This window comes from Paenibacillus sp. FSL H7-0331, from assembly GCF_001956045.1.
The window spans coordinates 84,883-105,784 of sequence record NZ_MRTH01000027.1; the positions used below are offsets into that span (position 1 = coordinate 84,883).

At 47.5% G+C, this 20,902-nt stretch carries 19 protein-coding genes and 1 pseudogene; 19 read left to right on the plus strand and 1 reads right to left on the minus strand.

Annotation, left to right across the window (positions count from 1 at the left end):
• Positions 1-108: 108 nt before the first annotated feature.
• The 10 genes from BK127_RS29385 (at position 109) to BK127_RS29425 (ending at position 11,809) form a co-directional block, all read left to right on the plus strand.
• Entirely contained in the window at positions 109-399 is a 291-nt protein-coding gene (locus BK127_RS29385) for a hypothetical protein (protein ID WP_076235675.1), read from the plus strand.
• A gap of 188 nt (positions 400-587) precedes the next feature.
• The gene (locus BK127_RS43975; RefSeq protein WP_179097648.1) at positions 588-740 is read left to right on the plus strand and encodes a hypothetical protein; all 153 of its coding nucleotides are present in this window, start codon (positions 588-590) and stop codon (positions 738-740) included.
• 94 nt (positions 741-834) lie between these two features.
• The gene (locus BK127_RS29390; protein WP_076235676.1) at positions 835-1,182 is read left to right on the plus strand and encodes a hypothetical protein; all 348 of its coding nucleotides are present in this window, start codon (positions 835-837) and stop codon (positions 1,180-1,182) included.
• A gap of 148 nt (positions 1,183-1,330) precedes the next feature.
• On the plus strand, positions 1,331-3,244 hold the full coding sequence (locus BK127_RS29395; RefSeq protein WP_144026592.1) for a sensor histidine kinase: 1,914 nt from the start codon (positions 1,331-1,333) through the stop codon (positions 3,242-3,244).
• Positions 3,219-4,835: a response regulator gene (locus BK127_RS29400; RefSeq protein WP_076235678.1), complete on the plus strand. Its 1,617-nt coding sequence runs from the start codon at positions 3,219-3,221 to the stop codon at positions 4,833-4,835. Before BK127_RS29395 ends, BK127_RS29400 begins: the two co-directional genes overlap by 26 nt.
• 91 nt (positions 4,836-4,926) lie before the next feature.
• A complete protein-coding gene (locus BK127_RS29405) occupies positions 4,927-6,066 on the plus strand; it encodes a trans-sulfuration enzyme family protein (RefSeq protein WP_076235679.1) in 1,140 nt (379 codons plus the stop codon).
• A 255-nt stretch (positions 6,067-6,321) separates the two neighbouring features.
• A complete protein-coding gene (locus BK127_RS29410) occupies positions 6,322-7,275 on the plus strand; it encodes an ABC transporter permease (protein WP_076235680.1) in 954 nt (317 codons plus the stop codon).
• Positions 7,276-7,302: 27 nt separating this feature from the next.
• A complete protein-coding gene (locus BK127_RS29415; protein WP_076235681.1) occupies positions 7,303-8,226 on the plus strand; it encodes a carbohydrate ABC transporter permease in 924 nt (307 codons plus the stop codon).
• Between the two features lie 79 nt (positions 8,227-8,305).
• Positions 8,306-9,940 carry an extracellular solute-binding protein gene (locus BK127_RS29420; protein WP_076235682.1) on the plus strand — a complete coding sequence of 545 codons (1,635 nt, stop codon included), beginning with the start codon at positions 8,306-8,308 and terminating at the stop codon, positions 9,938-9,940.
• Between the two features lie 156 nt (positions 9,941-10,096).
• Positions 10,097-11,809, plus strand: coding sequence for a prenyltransferase/squalene oxidase repeat-containing protein (locus tag BK127_RS29425; RefSeq protein WP_076235683.1), 1,713 nt, complete (start codon positions 10,097-10,099; stop codon positions 11,807-11,809).
• Positions 11,810-11,838: 29 nt separating this feature from the next.
• On the opposite strand, the gene BK127_RS29430 is transcribed toward BK127_RS29425, so the two are convergent.
• Positions 11,839-12,756 (minus strand): LysR family transcriptional regulator, encoded by a 918-nt coding sequence (locus BK127_RS29430; protein ID WP_076235684.1) that lies wholly within the window; start codon positions 12,754-12,756, stop codon positions 11,839-11,841.
• A 255-nt stretch (positions 12,757-13,011) separates the two neighbouring features.
• On the opposite strand from BK127_RS29430, the gene BK127_RS29435 reads away from it, so the two are divergent.
• The 9 genes and pseudogenes from BK127_RS29435 (at position 13,012) to BK127_RS29475 (ending at position 20,691) form a co-directional block, all read left to right on the plus strand.
• Positions 13,012-13,896: a carbohydrate ABC transporter permease gene (locus tag BK127_RS29435; protein WP_076235685.1), complete on the plus strand. Its 885-nt coding sequence runs from the start codon at positions 13,012-13,014 to the stop codon at positions 13,894-13,896.
• A 19-nt stretch (positions 13,897-13,915) separates the two neighbouring features.
• Entirely contained in the window at positions 13,916-14,815 is a 900-nt protein-coding gene (locus BK127_RS29440) for a carbohydrate ABC transporter permease (protein ID WP_083689692.1), read from the plus strand.
• A 79-nt stretch (positions 14,816-14,894) separates the two neighbouring features.
• Positions 14,895-16,160: an ABC transporter substrate-binding protein gene (locus BK127_RS29445; protein WP_076235686.1), complete on the plus strand. Its 1,266-nt coding sequence runs from the start codon at positions 14,895-14,897 to the stop codon at positions 16,158-16,160.
• A gap of 23 nt (positions 16,161-16,183) precedes the next feature.
• Positions 16,184-16,906 carry a glycerophosphodiester phosphodiesterase gene (locus tag BK127_RS29450; RefSeq protein ID WP_083689694.1) on the plus strand — a complete coding sequence of 241 codons (723 nt, stop codon included), beginning with the start codon at positions 16,184-16,186 and terminating at the stop codon, positions 16,904-16,906.
• A 315-nt stretch (positions 16,907-17,221) separates the two neighbouring features.
• Positions 17,222-17,710, plus strand: coding sequence for a DinB family protein (locus BK127_RS29455; protein WP_076235687.1), 489 nt, complete (start codon positions 17,222-17,224; stop codon positions 17,708-17,710).
• A gap of 122 nt (positions 17,711-17,832) precedes the next feature.
• Positions 17,833-18,597 (plus strand): SDR family oxidoreductase, encoded by a 765-nt coding sequence (locus BK127_RS29460; protein ID WP_076235688.1) that lies wholly within the window; start codon positions 17,833-17,835, stop codon positions 18,595-18,597.
• Positions 18,598-19,134: 537 nt separating this feature from the next.
• Positions 19,135-19,455, plus strand: coding sequence for an ArsR/SmtB family transcription factor (locus tag BK127_RS29465; protein WP_076235689.1), 321 nt, complete (start codon positions 19,135-19,137; stop codon positions 19,453-19,455).
• Positions 19,448-19,891, plus strand: a complete 444-nt coding sequence (locus tag BK127_RS29470) for an SRPBCC family protein (protein WP_076235690.1) — start codon at positions 19,448-19,450, stop codon at positions 19,889-19,891. Before BK127_RS29465 ends, BK127_RS29470 begins: the two co-directional genes overlap by 8 nt.
• Before the next feature lie 267 nt (positions 19,892-20,158).
• Positions 20,159-20,691: pseudogene (locus tag BK127_RS29475) on the plus strand (NAD(P)H-dependent oxidoreductase).
• Positions 20,692-20,902: the final 211 nt, after the last annotated feature.

Below are 20,902 nucleotides of genomic sequence, written 5' to 3' on the forward strand. Positions count from 1 at the left end.
TGTGTTATCCTTATGTATTGCGATGTGAAAAAACGATTCCGTTATCAACAAGGTAGCTGGGATCGATAAAACTGATTTAGGGGTGGTATTCTGAGAAAGCAAAAGCCAATGTCATTTGAGGATCTGCTGAAGGATTTACAAGGCCAAAAAACGATTCAGGAAGACCCGAACCATGTTTCATTAGACAAATTGTTTAATGAATCGTTCATGAGCAAGCATTCCAGCTTCAAGAGCTTTGACGAGTTTTTAGAGAAAGGCAACTTTCAAGTAAAGACACAAGAAGATATTAATAACATTCATGACGAGCTTTTTGATCGGCATGTTGTAAGGGAAACGGATTTTGCTAGTTGGAAATCCATGCTGGACACGGCGAATGTCGAATATTCCAGTGAATCCTGAGTAGTGATGTGCAGAGCAGATAGTGAGTAAGTAGCCACCTTTTATCTGCATGGACACGTTGAAAAGTCAAGCTGAAGCTATGCTTGGCTTTTTTGTGTTTTCATGTGGTTTCCCTGCATACGCGGAAGCACGTTGAATTGTCCTCACGTATATTGATTAAAAAGATCAATGAGAGGATGGTTGGTTTCATGAATTTAAAGCTGTTGGAGTATGGTTACAAATTTCTGCAGGAGAATAAAGGTATGCAAAAAATGTTCAAAGATATGGAAAAATTGAACAAAGAAATGGATATAATAAAAAAGCATGCCAAAAAAATCAATGAAACGAAAGGTAAGAAATGAAGCACGAGACGAACCTGCATAAGTCACTCCGTATGATCTTGTCCTAAATCAATTTCCTCCGCATAAATATGTAGTAAAGAGGAGCGTGAATACGATGGACAAGAAAATAAAGCAATATTACCAACTGAAGCAAAAGCATAAAGAGATAGAGCAAGAACTGACAGAGCTGCGCAGCGATATTTTGAATCATTGCACGGAGCTCGGCGTATCCAAGCTGGAGGTTGGAAGTTACTTGGTGAAGGTTGTTCTTCAGGAGCGTAAGGAATACGATGATAGCAAGCTGTACGAAGCGCTGCCTGATCCGGAGGTATGGCGTTTGCTCTCCAAAGCGGATTCCTCCAAGATCGCCAGTCTGCTCAAATTGAACGTCATTACAGAAGATAAGATTAAGGATACTTTTTCGATTAAGAATATCTCACTGCTTCAAGTGGATAAAAAGTAGGACGCGTGTAAGTGCTATTTCAACAACACACGAATTCAACAACGGCTGCAACCTCAATAATGTTCAAACCGAGGAGTCAGCATATAAAAGGCCGTTCCGATGATCAATCGCGGACGGTTTTTTGGTGTATGTTCAATTGCAGCAACCAATGAGATTTAGAATAAAACGCATTCATCTGTCGTTTGCCGAGAAGGAATGTGTTATGCTCGGGGAAGAACCTATATTGAACCGACAGGTGATCACGTTGATAGGATGGATATCCCGATTTCACGATTTAAAGCTGCGCACGAAATTTCTGCTTTCTTTTATTGCTGTTATACTGGTCACCGTGCTGCTCGTCGTCGCCGTCATTTACCAAGTCTCGATCAAGACGATCAAAAGCAATACCTCCGTCTACTCGCAATTTCTTAGCCAGCAAATGGGCATTAATCTGGATAAGCGGACACGCGATTTCGAGACGTTTGTGTTTCAGCAGTTCAAAGTGTCCCGGTTAAATCTCCCTGGTGAGGTGGGCAGCCAGGAGTATGAAGTTGAAGCGTTGTTCCGTGGACGTAACACGAACGATTTCATAGCTGGCTTGATGCTGTCGCAAAATTATTATCAATCCGTCCTGTTTTATGATGAGCAGGATCGGCTGTATGTTGCAGAACGCTCCGCCGGGCTGAACACGCTCAGCAAGCTGCCGAAGGGCTTCAATGTAAACGCTATCAGGGAGAAGCGAGGCCGAGCCTCATGGCTTCCCGGCGGATCGAATCTGGTCTTTATGGCCAAGTCGCTGTACAGCGGGGAAAGCAGCGCTTACGCCGGGACAGTTATAGTCGGCATCGACAGTGAGCAGATCCGCAGTATCTATACGACGGTGGACGAGCTTACGCAGGGTAGCGTGCTCGTCCTTAACGAGGACAATGAACGATTGGTCCAGGATGAGCCGATGGAATCCACGATCCGTTACTTTATCGAGCAGCGGCTGTTTGAGCAGACTGCAGATAAACAACCAACCTTTGAGTTGAACGGCCGGGATTATATATATACGATTCTGGAGATGCCTTATGAGAAATGGAAAATTATTCAGATTATTTCCGTGGATGAGCTGACCCGTGGTACGGTAGTGATCCGTTTTTGGACGTTTACCATTCTTATTGTGGCGCTGCTGCTAGCCTTTGTGATGGCGGCCTTTCTATCCAGACGCATCACCGAGAACGTAGGTTTGCTGCTGCAGAGCATGAGCCAGCTGTCCGTCGATTTCACGCCCAGATGGATCGTACCCAAAAGCCGGGATGAATTCGGTCTGCTGGCTGACAGGTTCAACTTGATGACGACCCGCATCAATGAGCTTATTAATACGGTATATAAAGAGCAGATGATGAAACAGCAGGCCGAGTACCGCACCCTGCAATCGGAATACAGGACACTTCAGGCACAGTTCAATCCGCATTTTCTGTACAATACATTGGAAACGATTCACGGTCTTGCCAAGCTGAAGGGCGACGAGCAGATCGGGGAAATGGTGTACCTGCTCGGTTCGCTGCTGCGGGAGAGCATTAGCAGGAAGGGTGATGTGATAGGGCTCAAGGACGAGGTGGCCTTTGTAGCGAAGTATTTGGAGATACATCGGATTATGTACGAAGATAAAATCGAGGTCGGCTACGAAATGGCTCCGGATGTGATGGACTGCTGGGTACCCAAATTTATTTTGCAGCCGCTTGTGGAGAATTCGATTGTGCACGGTATCGAAATGAAGCCGGGACAAGGCTTTGTTGGCATTATGGCCTATAGGGAAAAAGATTCGCTGCTTCTGGAGGTGGCGGACAACGGAATGGGTATGGATGCAGCCACTGTCGAGGCGTTGCTGGAAGAGGATGCAGGCGGAGCAGCGGCCAAACCTAACCATACGCGGGTCGGACTGCTCAGTGTGCATAAGCGGATCCGTATGTTATATGGAGAGCAGTTCGGGCTTGAAATCAGCAGCCAGATTGGCGAGGGAACCAAGGTGCGGATTCGGCTGCCTGTACTGGAGGATAAGGAGGTAGAGACAATTGAAGAAAACAGTCGTGGTGATTGACGATAAGCCGATTATTCGCAGAGCTATTGTGCAGACGATCAAATGGGAGGAGCTCGACTGTGAGGTTGTTGGTCAGGCCGAGGACGGTATTGATGGACTGGCTCTGCTGGTAGAGAAGCGGCCGGACATCGTCATCACCGATATCAAGATGCCGGGTCATACGGGACTGGAGCTGGCGGAATGGATGCGGGAGCATGTACCGCATGCCAAGACGATCCTGATCACAGGCTACCAGGAGTTTGAATACGCCAAACAGGCGATTAAGCTCGGGGCGTTCGATTTCATCGTCAAGCCGATCCATAATCAGGAGCTGTCAAGAATAGTACGAGCGGCAGCGGATAAAATCGAGGAGGAACAATCAGTTCTCCGGCAATCGGCGCTGCTGAACGACGAGGTATCCAGACTGGTGAAGCGACATTCACATTCGCTTCCCGCCCTGCGAGGACAATGGCTGGAGAGGCGAATTAACGGGACGGAGGAGGCTCGTGATGCGCAGCAGGCGATGAGTGAGCTTGGTATCGAGTACAGCCGCTTTGTCCTGCTGGCTTTCAGGCCTCTGGCTGGTAACGGACCACGCTTTGAAAAGCCAGCCAATCGGGAGGCGTTGGCCGAGCTAGCCGCCGAATGCTGCCGCAAAGAGGGTATGGGCACGATCACGCTGTACCAAGGTGGCGATCTGATTGTGATGTGCCAGTTCGACCGTGTCCCGATTGTCCGTGAGGTTAGAAGGAAATTGAATGCTGCTGCGGTCGAATGGCTGTGGGTGGCGAAGAAAACGGCAGGAGCCGAATTCCGTGCATCCTTTGGCTCCGTGTACCGGCTGCCCCAGGAGCTGGAGCAGGCATACAGAGAGGTCAGCGCACTGCTCGACTCGGGTTTCTTCCGCAGCGAGGAAATGATTTTGTCAGCGGAGAGCGAGCAGGCCGCCAGAACCCAGGTCAAATTCTCCGTGATGCAGGATATTGAGCGCTTCGAGAAGTCCATTGAGCAAATCCCGATGGAACAGCTGGTTGAGGAAACGAAGCGGATCGTTGGGCAAATCGGGATATATGCCGAAGGCAATATTACGGTAGCCAGAGGTTTGCTGGCGGAGATTTGTTTATCCGCAGCCCGTTATTATTTTCATGCGACAGGTGACGAGCTTGGCCTGGGCAAGAGCATCGACCAACTGCTGGAGGAGGTATACCGGCTGGGCAGCCTGAAGGAGGCGTCGGATTATATGACGGAGCTGGTAACCCGGATCCGTGTCAAGCTCGAAGGTGGGGAGAAGGAATACAGCCTCATAGTCAAAAGTATTATGGAGTATATTCACGAGCATTTTGCTGAGTCTATTACACTGACTTCGATCAGCACTCATTTTGGCATCAGCTCGGGTTATCTGAGCCGTTTGCTGAGAACGGAGACCGGCGAAAATTTCGTCGATATTTTATCTAAGGCGAGAATCAAAGCGGCCAAGCGGCTGCTCAAGGACCCCAAATATAAAGTCAACGAGGTAGGGGAAATGGTCGGCTACAAGGAATACGCGTATTTTTATCAGGTATTCAAGCGGATCGAGGGAAGCTCGCCCAAGGAGTTCAAAAATAAAAAGTAAAGAAAACTAATAAAACCTTTAAATATTGATATGGTAAAGGCCGACACCGCGATTTACAGTAGGAACAAGAGACGAAGGAGTGGAACAGGATATGAGCGGGAGATCAGATCAAGAGGAAATTTGCACACATTTGGGTGACGATTACGATCGTTATCTTGGCGCTATCGTACCGCCGATATTTCAGAATACACTGTTCACCCGCAAGACCATGGATCACGGCTACACGTATACGCGCGTGGCGAATCCAACCACGGAAATCGCCGAGCAGAAGATCGCCGCATTGGAATCGGGCGAAGCGGGACTGTGCTTCTCCTCGGGTATGGGAGCGATCAGCGCTGTACTGATCAGCCTGCTGGAGCAGGGCAGCCATGTGATTTATCCACTGAACGTGTACGGGCCAACGCGTACGTTCATCGCGGGTTATATGTCTCGCTTCGGTGTTGAGGCTACAGCCGTGCAGGGCTCCGACCTGCAGGAAATCGAACAGGCGATTAGACCGAACACACGGGTGATTTATTTGGAGAGTCCCTTGTCCAATACGTTCGAGCTGCAGGACCTGCGCGCCGTTGCTGGGCTGGCGCAATCCAGAGGGATCACGACCGTTATCGACAATACGTGGGCGACTCCGCTGCTCCAGAATCCGCTGCTGCTGGGAGTGGATATTGTGGTTCACTCCGCTTCCAAATATTTGGGTGGGCACAGCGATATCCTTGGCGGTGTGGTTGTCGGTGGCCGAGAGCGGCTTGCTCGTATCAGCCGTGAGGAGCGCGGCTTGTTCGGAGCGGTGATGGACCCACATCAGGCATGGCTGCTGATCCGCGGGCTGCGGACGCTGCCTGTGCGCATGCGGCAGCACGAGGAAAGCGCGCTGCGGATAGCGGCCTTTCTGGAGGCGCACCCGTGCGTCGAGCGCGTGCTGTATCCCGGCCTGCGCAGTGATCCGCAGTACGAGCTCGGTCAATCCCAGATGTCCGGGTACTCGGGACTGATGAGCTTTGTACCCAGGTGCGGCAGCGACCGGGTGCTTGGGCTGATCAAAGGGCTGCGCCTGTTCGAGGAAGGACCGAGCTGGGGAGGCTTTGAGAGCCTGATCAACTCGCCCGGTCTTTGGCTGGATGAGGAAACGTCCGTGCGCCACGGTAATCCCCGGGGGCTGCTGCGAATTTCGATTGGCTTGGAGAATGCCGAGTCGCTGATGGAGGATCTGGATCAGGCGCTGCGATCGTTATGAGCAGATGAGCAACGGATAGAGACGTCCCACGGGACGTCTTTTTATATAAAACGGGCTCCAGCTTCCTATCCAGGAAGTTAAAAAAACTAATAAAAAGTAGAAATTGCCGTATTTAAACCGCTTACATATTATTTTATACTTCAATTACTAACAACGAAGCGAATCAACCCCCACTGAAAGCGTTACCAGAAAGTAGTAACCACTATCAGCAGAATAAGGTGTCAAAGCTGGGGTTGTGCAGAAAGGAGAGACGATATGGAGGTTCACACTGCGGCCATCCGTGAAAGGGAGGTCGGTAAAAAGTCGAGTCCTGGAGTTCGGGAGTGGAAGAAAAACTATGATTTGTATTTGCTTCTTCTGCCGGCTGTAGCTTTTTTTATCATTTTTGCCTACATTCCGATGGTAGGGCTGATTATTGCTTTTAAAGATTACAATATTTTTCAAGGTGTGTTTGGCAGTGAATGGTCCGGCTTGGAAAATTTCAGGGAAATGTTCTCGATTCCCGAGTTCTGGCAAATGATTCGTAACACCCTGCTGCTCAACGTGCTCGGTCTTGTGGTCGGATTTCCGGCTCCTATCCTGCTCGCGTTGATGCTGAATGAAATCCGCTCCAAATATTTCAAAAATATTTCCCAGGCGCTGCTCTATCTGCCGCACTTTATGTCATGGATCGTACTGGGAGGGATCATATACGCTGTGCTCTCTCCGAAATATGGAATCGTCAATGCGATTATCCGCTGGCTCGGCTTCGGAGAGATTTATTTTATGGCTGATAAAGCATGGTGGGTCGTGGTATACACCCTGGCTGCCGTCTGGCAGAGCGCCGGATGGGGTACGATCATTTATCTGGCGGCGATGACCGCCATTGATCCTTCGCTTTATGAGGCCGCTTCTATCGACGGAGCGGGACGCCTGCGCAAGATCGTCAGTGTCACCATTCCGAGCATTATGCCGACAATTATTATTTTGTTCATCCTGGCGATCGGACATATGGTAAGCATCGGTATCGAGCAGCCGCTTGCACTGGGCAACCCGGTAGTCAATGAAATATCCGAGGTGATCAGTACGTATGTGTTTGCCGTAGGGATCAAGCAGGGCGAATTCGGTCTGACGACAGCCGTCGGTCTGGTACAGTCGGTCATCAACCTGACACTGATTCTTACAGCCAATTACTGGGCGAGAAGAGCGGGAGGCGAAGGCCTGTGGTAAATTGCAGACAAGAAAGGAGGGAGCTGCATGGCTGATACTCAAAGCACAGCGGCCGGACAAAGGTCCAGAAAGCGTCTTTATCCAATCGGTGATATTTGCTTTAACGTGATCCTTTACAGTGCACTTACTTTTTTTACTTTCCTTTGTCTCTTCCCGTTTTTGAATACGCTGGCTAACGCCTTCAGCAGCAATCAGGCGATTCAGACGGGTCAGGTCGTGCTGTGGCCGATTGGCTGGCAGCTGGATGCGATGAAATCGATTATGACGGACGTTACGATTATCCGCTCACTGTTCATTACGATTTATATTACCGTACTGGGCACGGCGCTGAATTTATTGTTTACGGTCGTTACCGCTTACCCGCTGTCACGGCGTGATTTGAAGGGGCGGGCGGTGTTCATGAATTTTATGATCATCACGATGCTGTTCAGCGGGGGAATGATTCCAACCTTCCTGCTTGTGAAAAACATGGGTATGCTCAACTCGCTGTGGGCGCTGATGATACCTGGATTGATCAGTGCATTTAATGTCATTATAATGAAGAGTTTTTTTCAAAGCTTGCCCGACGAGCTGAGAGAAGCCGCCATTATGGATGGCTGTGGCAATATCCGCTACCTGATCCGGATTGTGCTTCCCTTGTCTGGCGCCTCGCTCGCAACCATCGGATTATTTTATGCGGTAGGCAACTGGAATGCATATTTCAACGCTGTTCTGTACATCGATAATCCCGATCTTCATACGCTACAGGTTAAGCTGCGCAATATTTTGCTGTTATCGCAGATGGACACGTCACTGGAAACGATGCAGCTGCAGCAGAGCAAGTTGAGCATCATTCAGGAGTCGCTGAAGGCATCGGTCATTATTTTCGCTACGGTTCCGATTCTGATTGTGTACCCGTTCCTGCAAAAGTATTTTGTCAAAGGCTCATTATTAGGATCAGTAAAAGGCTAAAGTTGTATACGATGCGGGAGGCTGCCTGCAGCGCCTGACTTCATATAAATCTGTGACAGACAACAAGGAGGAAACGACTTTGAAAGCAACATTGAACAGGGGACTTAAGCTTTCTATGGCAGCTATGCTGATTCCAAGCCTGCTGATCGGCTGTACGGGAGGTGCCAATCCAAGCGGCTCCACGGCAGCTACCGGCGATGCCAAAAAAGCGGCCGATCCGGTTAAATTAGAGAAAGTCCGGGTATCGCTCTGGGATCGCTCCAACTCGCCAAGCGGCGAAAAGCTGACCGATTCATTGCTGGTCAAATGGATCAAGGAGAATGCCAAAAAGGAAGGTCTGGACGTTGAGTATGTCACACTGCCACGGTCTCAGGAAAGTGAGAAGAACAGCACCTGGATGGCTTCCGGTGAATCGCCGGATATCCTGATCACGTACGATTTGAATGCGATGTTCAAATGGGCCGAGCAGGGTGGCTTATGGGAATTGGACACCCTGCTCGATAAATACGGACCCGACATCAAGAAGCTGATCAAGCCTGCACTGGATTCCGCGGGTACGTACAAAGGCAAGCGTTACGCCATACCGGCTATGCGGATGAGCACGGCGGTCGGTCCATCCATGAAAATCCGTCAGGACTGGCTTGACAAGCTGAATATGAAAGCACCTACGACGCTCGATGAGCTGTATACGGTATTGAAAGCGTTTAAGGAAAAGGACCCCGGCGGCGTAGGAAAAGACAACGTGGTGCCATGGGCGATTCCGGCGATTAATCAAGGGATGAAAGCTTTCTTCTACGGTCCGATGTGGGGCGCGGGCGTTGCGATGGACGGTCCGAAGACCGAGGTGTATATGCCGACAGGCAACTATACCGATGGTGTGTTCCATTCCGCGGTTGATCTTCCCGAGGGCAAAGCGTTCTTCGCCTTTATGAATAAGCTGTACCGGGAGGGCCTGTTGTCCAAGGAATTCGTAACCGACGTCAACTCCCAGCAGTATCAACAGCATTATACGTCAGGCACAGCGGGCTTTATTGATTCCAATAATCCGGTTTGGGAAATGACTGTTGAGACGAGAAAGACGGTACCGACTGCTACCTGGGTAACGGTGGAGCCGTTCAAGAGACCGAATGGTACCCAGCTTACCTCGCTTGAATCGCAGTTCGGGCTGCTTAATCTGATTCCAAAGTCAACGAAAAATCCGGAAGCGGCCGTCAAGTTCCTGAACTTCCTCGCCAAAAACGTCGCGGTCGTGCAGAGCGGCCTGGAAGGCACGCACTATAAAGTCGATAACGGCGTACGTACCGTGATCGATCCGGCCAAAAACGTCAAGGAGATCGATTGGTATTTCAATGACCTGAATCTGCTGACTCAAGGTTATATGGGACCTCCTACGAAGGAGCAGATTTTGCAAATCAATGCGGCTGATCCGAAGAAGGAAGAGATCGCCAAACTGATGGATCCTTACTATCGCATGTTCGAAAAATATGGAAAAAGCTATCCGGTTTTCGATACACAGCGTAAGGTTGCCGAGAAAAACGGCGTGAACATCACCAAATATTTGTACGAGAAATTGTCCAAGGTTATTATCGTTCCGAACTTTGACCAGGAGTGGGATGCTCTCGTAGCCGGCTGGGAGAAAAATGGCGGTCGTGAGTATGACAAGGAAGTTACCGAGAACCTGAAGAGCATCAACTGGAAAACGACCAATAAATAGTAAAAGGCAGCAGGAAACAGGCATACAACAAAAAGTGAGAAGAGATCTGCCAAGTAGTGCAGAGGAGGAGGAAGAAGGAGCTTGTTCTCCTTTCCTCCTCTGTCTATTTATAGGAACTACAGGCTGTGCGATAACGAGATGAAGGAGCGAATAGGAATGAACGGTATCCCGTATAACAGTGCTGCCGAGATCAGGGAATTGATTGATCTGCAGGATGATAGATTGGATGAGGAATTGGCCAGATTTCGCGATGAGCAGGTGCATGGGAGGAAGCTCAGCTCCCAGGGACTTGAGCTGGGCAGACTGGCGCTGATGCTTCCGCTGTACTGCCAGCCGGATTCGCGGTATTACCACAACAGCGAGCTGCTTGCGATACTTCATGAGCTGGCGGCTGCATTTCTTGCAATCCAGCTGCCGAGCGGATCTGTGTCGTTGTACAACTGCAATATTGATTCACCGCCGGATACCGCGTTTACTGCCCATCTGGTCGCTTTGCTGGCAGAGCTGGGACGGCGCTTCGGCGGGGCGGAAACGGCGGCAATCACGGAGACGCTTGTGTTATTCATGGAAAGGGCGCAGGACAGCATGCTGTACGGAGGCATCCACACGCCGAACCATCGCTGGGTGCATGCATCTGCGCTTGCCAAAATGCATGAGCTATTCGGCGGCACGGCATTCCGGGACCGCGCTTTTCAGTTTCTGAATGAAGGTCTCGATATTACTGAGTATGGGGAATGGACGGAGCGCAGCAATGCGATATACAACGCCATCTGCGCTTATTATTTGCATACAGTCGGACGGACGTTCGATTACGAGCCTGCCTTTGAAGCCGCTCAAAGTACCTTGGTCATGATGAGCTATCTGCTTCATCCGGGCGACACGATTGCGACCGAATATTCGGGGCGCCAGGATCTCGGTCAGGTGGCGAAGCTGGATGACCGTTTCTATGCAGCCTGCCACTTGATGGCAGCACGCAGCAAGGACCCGATACTGGCAGCGTTGGCCCGCACTGCCGACCGGACGTCGTCGAAGGGTTCACTTGGTTTGATTCACTGGATGCTGGAGCCGGAGCTGATGGAGCTGCCGGGTGACGATACGCCTTTGTCCGACAGTTATACGGTATTGTTCGGGGAAAACAATGTGGTACGGGTACCGGACCGTGTGCCCTATCTCGGTCCCGTTGTGAAGCATCCGCATGGAGCATCAGTACTGCGCCACCGCAGGGGCAAGCTGAGCGTAACAGTGATGGCAGGCCAACAGGAAATGATGTATATCCAATACGGCCAAGCTAGAATGCCGGCATTGAAATTGGGTGTCGGCTGGTTCGGTATCGGAGCGGCTGCGTTCCCCGGTATCCGCAAGCTTGCGGAGGATACGTACAGAATGGACGTTGAGCTGGAGGGCTGTTATTTCCAGCCGCTTGCTGAAGAGCATACGAGAGATGCCAAAGGGATGTATGTGAAGTTGCCGAATCATCTACGCGAGCGCACCGATATTCTCCATCTCCGCATCGGTGTCGAGGTCAAGCTGCTTGACGATGGCGTTGATGTGCGCATCATCTCGGAGGAGAGAGCCGACATCTACCTGCAGGCCGTCTGCATGTTTGATGCTCATGGACAGCTGCAGGGTGAAGGCCTTGAGCATACGGCGCCTTCCATGCAGCGCTTGACTGAGGGTACCGCCGTATACAGCTGCGGTGAAGACCACATTCGCATTGAAGAGGGTGCTTTGGAGCACTTTGAAGTTTTCATGCGCAATGATGTTATCAATAAGGAAGCACTTAATTTGACTATGAACTGGGTCACGCCAGCGGATCGCATATTACGGTTCCGGTTTTTTTCTGAGTCCGAACCGAACTCAACCCAATAAGAATGCTCTCCATGATTTATTCTGGACGATTAGTCTCTGAGGAACGAATTTTTGGCGACACGTATAAAATTGTTGGCGGTAGTCGAGAGACTCCGTCCTTTTTTATGTGCTACCACATAGCTGCGGGTCGTATTCTCAGCCAATATACGACAATATGTGGGTTGCTCATCAACAGTCAATGATCCAATCAAAATCTCAGGCACAAACCCTACCCCCATCCCGGTGGCCACCAAGGAATTGATCGTGTCCCAATTCATCGTTTCAAATACGATATGTGGTGTAAAGCCAGCCTCATTACAGAGGCGATGTCCCATGGGTGTAAATTTTTGTTCGGTTTTGAGAAAGATAAACGGCTGATGTTTGGCCAACTGCAAATCAATAAAAGGTAAACCAACGGACATGGCAGGGGTCAAATAATCGTTAAGCTCATTGTTCTTCGGAATGGCAAATAAAATCTGTTCCTGATAAATATGCTGATACTCGATCTCCTTATAAGAAAAGGGAAGAGGGATCATGCAAAAATCCACCTCCTCATTGATGATCAGCTGCTCCAGTGTAGCAGAATGCTTCTCCATAATGTCTAATTTGACAGAAGGATACTGTCTGCTGAAAGCAGGTATGATCCTCGGGAGGTAATGGTAGCTGTAGAAGGGAGAAATGCCAATGCGTAGGTTTTCCTCTCGCGTGTTGGCTATTGCTGAGATCTCCTGGGTTAATCGCTCGCTTTTGTTCATAATTTCGCTTCCCTCTTTAATAAACACCTCTCCGGCTTTTGTCAGCTTGACCGTATTGTTCTCCCGAAAAAATAGAGGGGTTCCCAACTCCTGCTCCAGCTTTTTGATACATTGGCTCAAGGCCGGTTGGCTGATCGAAAGTTGTTGAGCAGCTTTGGAGAAGCTCAGCTCTTTGGCTACAGTGAGTGCATACTGAATGTCACGTAATTGCAAAAAGGCTCACCATCCTTATAATTTTTAATTATAGGTTTATTATATAAAATTATTTAATAGAGATCAAGAATCGATATTTACATCATTTTTCAAGTAAATATATGGTAATATTTGCTCTTAATATCATATATAGTATTATTATAGATCAAAAAAGACTGAATTTCCGTTTTACAAAACGTTAACTTGATCTGTATTCATTATCACTTATAATAAAAATATATAAGGAAAGTCATTAAATCGATATGAGGTGATGCTATGACAGTCAGGAAGCGAAGCGAGAATACGGCGGGATATGTACTGTTACTTCCTTCCCTGCTCATTTTGTTAGTGTTTGTGATCATTCCCATTTTTTATAGTGCAGGCTTAAGCTTACTCTCGTGGGACATGATGAGGCCGATGCCCGAGTTTATAGGATTAAATAATTATGTGAGCTTATTTCAAAGCAAAAGCTTCTACAACTCGTTATTTCGAACGCTGCTTTACACGATCATGACAGTTCCAATTTCCATGATCCTTTCGCTTGGATTCGCATTATTGCTCGACAAGGGACTTCGTTTGGCACTATCGGTATACCGGTCGTTGTTCTTTGCCCCTATAGTCACGTCTACAGTAGCGATTTCTGTTGTATGGATGTTTATTTATCACCCTGACTACGGCATGGCCAATGCGGCTATGAAATGGCTGGGACTGGAGCCCCTGCGCTGGTTGAACGACACCAAGACGGCGTTAATTTCTTTGGCCATAATGGCAATCTGGAAGCACATCGGGTTTTGTGTCGTTATTTACTTGGCTGGCCTACAAGGGATTCCAACAGATGTGGAGGAAGCGGCCAAAATGGACGGTGCAGGTCCACTGCGAATCATGCTAAGCATTAAGCTTCCATTACTGACGCCAACAATCTTTTTCCTACTTATTTATTTGACGATTGAGCAGCTGCAGACCTTCACGCAAATCGATGTTATGACGAAGGGAGGTCCAGCCGGAAGCACAGAGCTTGTGGTCATGCACCTGTGGAATTATGCGTTTGAGCGCTTCCAGATGGGTTATGCCTCAGCCATTGCCATGGTATTACTAGGCATTATTCTCTTGCTGACTTGGGTGCAAATGAGATTAGTCGGCCGTAAAGTGCATTATCAATAAATGACGGAGGCGTAAACAATTGGATCATTCAACCAAGTTAGTAAGCCGTGTCTCTCCTCAAGGTCATCGGATTAAAAGTCTGCAAAATTCATCCACGATGATTAAACAAGCCGCATCCATTCTGAAGCATCTATTGCTGATCAGTGCGTCACTTGTGATGGCATTTCCATTCATCTGGATGGTGATCAGCTCACTGAAGATGCCGGATGAAATATTTGGCGGAGGGCTGTTAAGCATACCGAGCTCCTTACGCTGGAGTAATTATTTGCAAGCTTGGCAAAGTGCGCCTTTCGATCGCTTTTTTATGAATAGCGTGTTGGTATCCGTCTGTACGGTTGCGGGTCAGGTAATTACGTGCAGCATGGCCGCCTATGCATTTGCATGTGTTGATTTCAAAGGTAAGCAAGGCTGGTTTCTCCTATTCATTGCTACAACGATGATTCCCTTCGAATCGACAATGATTCCATCCTATTTGGTGGTCAAGTCCTTGGGGCTTATCAATACGCATTTGGCGCTTATTATACCGAGCTTGACGAGTGTGTTTGGTATCTTTTTGCTAAGGCAATTTTTCCTTACAATTCCTAAAGATTTGCTTGATGCGGCCAAAATCGATGGATGCTCCCATTTCACAACTTTATTCCGGATTGTGCTGCCCTTATCGCAAACCATTTTAGCTACCGTCAGTCTGTTTGCTTTTATTAATTCGTGGAACAGCTATTTGTGGCCACTGCTCGTGACGAATACGACGCAGATGCGTACGGTGCAAATTGGTCTTAGATATATGATCGATAAGGAGCTCGGAACGCAATGGTCGCAGCTGCTCGCTGCCTCTACTTTTGTCATCCTGCCGATTCTGGTGTTGTTCTTGTTTCTGCAAAAATATTTTGTTCGTGGTATCGTCACCAGCGGATTGAAGTAACCCATCATGTGGCCTGTCGTTTCTATTGAATCCTAATTGAAGCTAATTTAATCATACAATGAATGAGGAGATGGACAAGATGAAGAAGAAAGTATTAGTGACAATGACAGCTTTATTAGCTATTCTATCTGGTTGTGGAGAGCAGCAGGGGAGCACCAACACCCAGGAGACTGCAAAAGGGGCAGCTGCAAGCGGACCGATTACGCTTAAGCTGTGGTCTACGGAAAAGGATTTATTGAAAGGCTACATGGATGCATTCCAAGCGGCCAACTCCAATATTAAGATCGAAGTTGAATTCATGGGTGATTATGATGAAATGGCCAAAAAGGTTCAGGCGGGTATCGTATCTAACAGTCTGCCTAATGTCGTTCAACTAGGTCAAAGACATGCGATTCCGCAAATCGCGGACAGCGGGAAGCTATTGCCAATCGAAAGCTTTATGTCCAAGGAAGAGATCGCACAAATTTTACCTGGATTTTGGCAACGGTACACGTATAAGGACAAGAAATGGGTCATTCCGTTTCAGAGCAGCACTCCGGTCATGTATTACAACAAAACAATGTTGGAGAAACAGGGCTTAAAGGTGCCCGATACGTGGGATGAACTGATCGAAGCGGGGAAAAAGGTGAGCGGCAATGGCGAATGGGGGCTTAACTTAAACAGCGACAGCCCGTGGTATTTCCAGCCAATGGTATGGAATCGTGGAGGGCAATTGATCAAAGCGGACGGTACGCCTAATGTGAACAGCAAAGAGGTCGTAGAAACGCTAAAATCAATTCAAGATGCTGTACATACGTCCAAGATCATGCCGCAAAATCAAATTAAAACATCAGGTGAGGATTTTGCAGCGGGTAAGCTGGCTATGTTATTCCGCTCAGGCGCATCGCTTGCTGCTTTGAAAAAGCAAATTGGCAATAAGTTTGAAATCGGAGTAGCGTTTTTGCCAAAGGTCAATCAACGCTGGGTACCGATCGGAGGCAACGGACTGGGTATTTTTAAATCGGATAAGGCTCATGAAGAAGCGGCCTGGAAATTAGTGTCCTTTCTGACGAGTCCAGAGATTACAGCTCAAAACTCCATGAGCACCGGATATATTCCTGTCAACAAAGCAGCTTACGAATTGCCTGATTTCAAGCAGCACTTGACGAAGGATCCGAACTTTAAAGTGACCATTGATCAAACCCAATTTTTACGCGCAGAAGGCATTCATCCTGCTGACGCACTCATTTGGTCCGGTATTGTCAATGCGATTGAGACTGTACACAACGATGCCAAGGCTGATCCGCAAAAGGTCATGGACGCTCTGCAATCCGAAGTTATCAATTATATGAAATCATATAAATAAAAGTCAAAGGTGTGAATAAATCAATGATTATGAATATTGCTCACAGGGGAGCGTCACATAACGCGCCGGAAAACACATTGGCAGCCTTTTACAAAGGATTGGAAATGGGAGCCAATGGCTTGGAAACCGATCTTAGAATGTCCAAAGACGGTGTTATTGTTTTGCATCACGATGAATTGCTGAATCGCACGACCAACGGCACGGGGCGTCTTTCCGATTATACATGGCAACAACTGCAGCAGTTGGATGCAGGTTCCTGGTTTTCTGATCAGTATGTGGGGGAACGATTAGTGAGTATGGACGCATTTCTTTATGCTTTTGGTAATAAGCCCATCCATCTGGCGTTGGAGCTGAAAGAATCCGGGCTTGAGGAAGAGCTTATACATGGATTAAAAAGACACGATCTCATTGAAAAGGTAACCATTACCTCTTTTGACTTTGAGAATTTGCAAGCTGTTCGGCAAGCGCATGGCTCCATTCGGTTAGGTCATCTGGTTCGTCATTGGGATGAGAATCACTTGGCGCTATTGAAGGAATATGGAGTTATCCAGCTGTGCCCCCAAGCAGATACTGTGACTCTGGAAGGAGTCCGTTTGTTGAAGCAGCAGGGTTTCGAAGTTCGGGCCTGGAAAGTAGCTGATGATGCATTAATGAAGCATTGTCTCGAATGTGGCGTGGATGGTATGACGGTTAATTTTCCTAATCAATTAAACGAGGCTCTTCAATCCAATGTGTACCCTTCATGATCGTTTGCTGTAACGAAGAGGGTTCACGGTAGTTGAGATGTGCCACGTTGTAAGCAATTATTCAATTCATAGTTCAATATCCAAGGGCAGCCATGTGGTAGTCCTTTTTCTCCGCTAAAGGTACTGTGGACCATCTTAACTTATCCGTCGGGTGTAACCATATAAAAGATCACTTGCCAGCCCCCAAGGATGACGGAATGTCTTTACTCCTTGAACACCGACTTTCTCGATTTCCGCAATCCGTAAGAAACGTTCGCGCGCATGGCGTGATAGGATTGAGGTGAAGAACGGCCTTGGCCAGAGGAGGATATGATTATGAACGTTATTGAGGATTGGGGTGGCGAATTGAAAAGAGAAGCCGAATCGACGCGGTCGCTTCTCGAAAGGCTCCCGGAAGACAAATTCTCTTGGAGACCGCACCCAAGATCGATGTCTTTAGGACAGCTCGCCCTACACGCTGCGGGAGTGCCCGGAGGGCTGGCTCTATTGCTGGACGAGGCGGTCAGCGAAGTTCCGGTCGTTCCGCTGCCGGAGCCGACCACCCGGCAAGAACTGCTCGAAGCGCTGGAATGGAGCGTGTCTCTCGCCGAGAGCAAGCTTCGGGAATGGGGAGAAGACGGGCTAAGGAATACCTGGAAGCTCGTCAGCAAGGGGGAGACCGTGTTGGAAGCGCCCCGGATCGACATGGTGCGAACGCTGATGTTCAATCACGTTTATCATCATCGGGGTCAGTTGACGGTCTATCTCCGACTGCTCGGAATACCGGTTCCAGGGATGTACGGCCCCAGCGCGGACGAACAATAACGGTGATGCAGTGAATGACTCTAAATTAAATCTGGGTTCTACGAATAAGAAAGCAACATTACAAAATTTACCTTGTGTTATAACTATCGTGTACGTATTAGACACAAGAGGAGATTAAAATTATGACTAGATTGAAGGGTAAAGTTGCTTTGGTTACGGGTGCAAGCCGCGGGATTGGACGTGCCATTGCGACACGTTTAGCGCAAGAAGGTGCATTAGTAGCTGTTCATTATGGCACGAACCGTGAAGCTGCAGAAGAAGTAGTACATGATATCGAGCAGAATGGAGGGGCTGCATTCACGATTGGTACGAAACTTGGTTCTTCAGAAAGCATACAGACACTTTATAAGACATTGGATGAATTGTTGAAAGAAAGTACAGGTGACATTCACTTCGATATACTAGTGAACAACGCAGGGATCGCCCTAGTAGCCCCAATTGAGGATACTACAGAAGACGCATTCGATAAAATCATGGAAATCAATGTAAAGATGCCGTTTTTCCTGACTCAACAAGCTTTGCCACGTTTACGAGACGAAGGTCGAATTATTAACTTGTCATCCTCTGTAACAAGGATTTCCCTGCCTGCCATTCCCGCATACAGTATGACCAAGGGGGCAATCAACACACTCACGCTCGCCTTATCGAACCAACTCGGCCCACGTGGAATTACGATCAATGCCATCCAACCTGGATTCGTTGCCACGGATATGAATGCTGCAATGCTGCAAGATCCTGCCTCACAAAAATTTGGTGCTGATTTTTCTATCTTTGGAAGATGGGGCCAACCAGAAGATGTCGCGGATATAGCTGCTTTTCTAGCTTCTCCCGACAGTCGCTGGGTAACCGGGCAATTGATCGATGCCAGTGGGGGCTCTCATTTGTAAAGTCATCTGGAAATAGGATTGATCTTTTTGAAGTTCAAAGTGTTATCTGGCCTCTTCTTGGTGCTGGATTTTTAATGTTGAATGGGAAGGTAAGTACATGGGGGCAGACCGCCGATGCGGTCTGTTTTTCCATTGAACTATCTGGACACGCTAACACAACGGAAATTCATTTGTTACTTCTCAAGTAAAGGGCAGGATAGATTATTGAACATTTTTTATATATAATAATTCAAAAAAATAAAATATTGAATTTTTAGTCATTTCTCAACCTATAACTAAGGGCGATCGAATATTAGTCGATTAAGTCTTTAAACTAACGAAGAACGAGAGCTGAATAGTAATGACAAGAGGGCAGCCGCTAAAAAATCGGCAACCTCATTAAACGAAAAGGCAGGATAATAACCGTATGGAAAGATGATGAATATTCGAGCTGAAAACGTTACTCTATAAGGTTCACCAAGGTCTAGTTCCTGTTGCATATGCTACAGGTTTTTTTATGATTTGACATGCAACTAAAAAGTTGCATATAATGGAGATATGGACAAACTCTTTAAAGCACTTGCCGATGGAACACGTAGAGAATTACTTGACCTCTTGTTCGTCAATAACGGGCAATCCTTGGGCGAACTCTGTAAACAAATGACAATGAGTCGTCAAGCTGTTACTAAGCACCTTCTGCTGCTGGAAGAGGCAAATCTAGTTACTGTCGTTTGGCAAGGCCGCGAAAAGCTTCATTATCTTAACCCGGTACCTATCGGGGAAATTTATCAACGTTGGATCGGTAAGTTTGAGCGTCACCGGATTGAGGCATTGAACACACTAAAGCAAGCCTTAGAGGAGGATTCTAATCATGAATAAAGCTTCATTCGTTTATGCGACTTACATCGCAACCACACCCGAGAAGCTATGGGCAGCCCTAACTAACAGTGAATTTACCAAGCAGTATTTTTTCGGTCGTGAAATCGTTTCGGATTGGCAAGTTGGTTCCAGCTTTAAATTGATGAATAAAGATAAGGTTGAACATTATGGTGAAGTTCTTGTATGTGAGCCGTATCGATTACTCACTGTTACCTGGAGTGTCAAAGACGTTGAAGGAGAGCGAGTTTCTAAGGTTACATATGAATTAACACCCATGACCTCTACGATAAAACTGACGCTTCGACACGAGGATTTATTAGAAAAGGATATTCGCAAAGATGAAGGTAAAATGGAAGGGTTTAACAATGGATGGCCTGCCATCCTCAGTAATTTAAAAAGCCTCCTCGAAACAGGAAAAACCCTTCAAGCCTTTTAGTTTCACTTTGGTTTAGGCTAAACCTCTGGAAGTTCCCGGCTACGAAGGACAGTTATCACTCGGCAAGGTGAGGTGTGCGAATTTAATACGGAGCGAACCTTAGAAGCGATTTTAGAGGTTCGTTTTTTTTCTGCTATTTTATTTTTTTTGAAAATTGGACTTTTCAGTAGCCTCCGAAGTTTGAGGTTGGTTCTTTTTGGAATCCTACGCCATTCATGTCACAAAATATATCTGCTAATTGTCTGAGATACGTAACAAAAAAAGAAGCTGCTCGTTAATAATGCACATCCCAAAGTGGATTCTGATTCGTCCGTAAGCCTACAAGTACTTAGGCATTTTCTGGAGACTTATAAATAAATTAATCCGGAAGGGCCCATTGAACAAATCGATTTATATCGGAAACACATTCCTTGCATTGATCGTTCCTTTCTAAGTGTACAGGAAAAAATACAGGGAGATGAGCCTTTAACTGTAGAAGAGCCGTCAAAGCTAAAAGACTATATGGATAATATTTTGATTGCCAATGAACCTTCGCATATACGGACAAGGGCTCGGTTGGTCTTCTGAACGATGACAGGGACGTTCTCGTCATTCAAGCGAGCGACGGGATTTATACGAATCAGGATTGGTACACGGAAGTCGAGTACTCCCACAAATTCTTAAAAGCAATGTTCAACTTTATGGGAGTTGACTATCGAATCATCCGTGCACAAGGGAATTATATCTTGAAAAGAGATGAGGTATTGGCAAATGCATTTCAAGAAGCTGAGACTGCGGCTGCTTTGTTTAATCGAGCATGATGAGTTCACATTAAATTACTGTGCCGGAACTTAGAATTAAAGGGCAACTTTTACGCTAAACATTCCTGTATAGCCTAAGAAATGGGCTTTGTCAAAAAAGGAGCGCCTCGGTATGATGGGTTTGTTGACGGGTAAATACCCACACCATCAAGGAGGCGCTCTTATTATGAAGTTTAAGCAATCAGACAGACAAAATCAACGTATTGAACGA

Excerpts from the sequence above, each read along its gene's own strand:
- BK127_RS29385 (WP_076235675.1), top strand. The coding sequence starts at position 109 with ATGTCATTTGAGGATCTGCTGAAGGATTTACAAGGCCAAAAAACGATT.
- BK127_RS43975 (WP_179097648.1), top strand. The coding sequence starts at position 588 with ATGAATTTAAAGCTGTTGGAGTATGGTTACAAATTTCTGCAGGAGAAT.
- BK127_RS29390 (WP_076235676.1), top strand. The coding sequence starts at position 835 with ATGGACAAGAAAATAAAGCAATATTACCAACTGAAGCAAAAGCATAAA.
- BK127_RS29395 (WP_144026592.1), top strand. The coding sequence starts at position 1,331 with ATGAGATTTAGAATAAAACGCATTCATCTGTCGTTTGCCGAGAAGGAA.
- BK127_RS29405 (WP_076235679.1), top strand. The coding sequence starts at position 4,927 with ATGAGCGGGAGATCAGATCAAGAGGAAATTTGCACACATTTGGGTGAC.
- BK127_RS29410 (WP_076235680.1), top strand. The coding sequence starts at position 6,322 with ATGGAGGTTCACACTGCGGCCATCCGTGAAAGGGAGGTCGGTAAAAAG.
- BK127_RS29415 (WP_076235681.1), top strand. The coding sequence starts at position 7,303 with ATGGCTGATACTCAAAGCACAGCGGCCGGACAAAGGTCCAGAAAGCGT.
- BK127_RS29425 (WP_076235683.1), top strand. The coding sequence starts at position 10,097 with ATGAACGGTATCCCGTATAACAGTGCTGCCGAGATCAGGGAATTGATT.
- BK127_RS29435 (WP_076235685.1), top strand. The coding sequence starts at position 13,012 with ATGACAGTCAGGAAGCGAAGCGAGAATACGGCGGGATATGTACTGTTA.
- BK127_RS29445 (WP_076235686.1), top strand. The coding sequence starts at position 14,895 with ATGAAGAAGAAAGTATTAGTGACAATGACAGCTTTATTAGCTATTCTA.
- BK127_RS29450 (WP_083689694.1), top strand. The coding sequence starts at position 16,184 with ATGATTATGAATATTGCTCACAGGGGAGCGTCACATAACGCGCCGGAA.
- BK127_RS29455 (WP_076235687.1), top strand. The coding sequence starts at position 17,222 with ATGAACGTTATTGAGGATTGGGGTGGCGAATTGAAAAGAGAAGCCGAA.
- BK127_RS29460 (WP_076235688.1), top strand. The coding sequence starts at position 17,833 with ATGACTAGATTGAAGGGTAAAGTTGCTTTGGTTACGGGTGCAAGCCGC.
- BK127_RS29465 (WP_076235689.1), top strand. The coding sequence starts at position 19,135 with ATGGACAAACTCTTTAAAGCACTTGCCGATGGAACACGTAGAGAATTA.
- BK127_RS29470 (WP_076235690.1), top strand. The coding sequence starts at position 19,448 with ATGAATAAAGCTTCATTCGTTTATGCGACTTACATCGCAACCACACCC.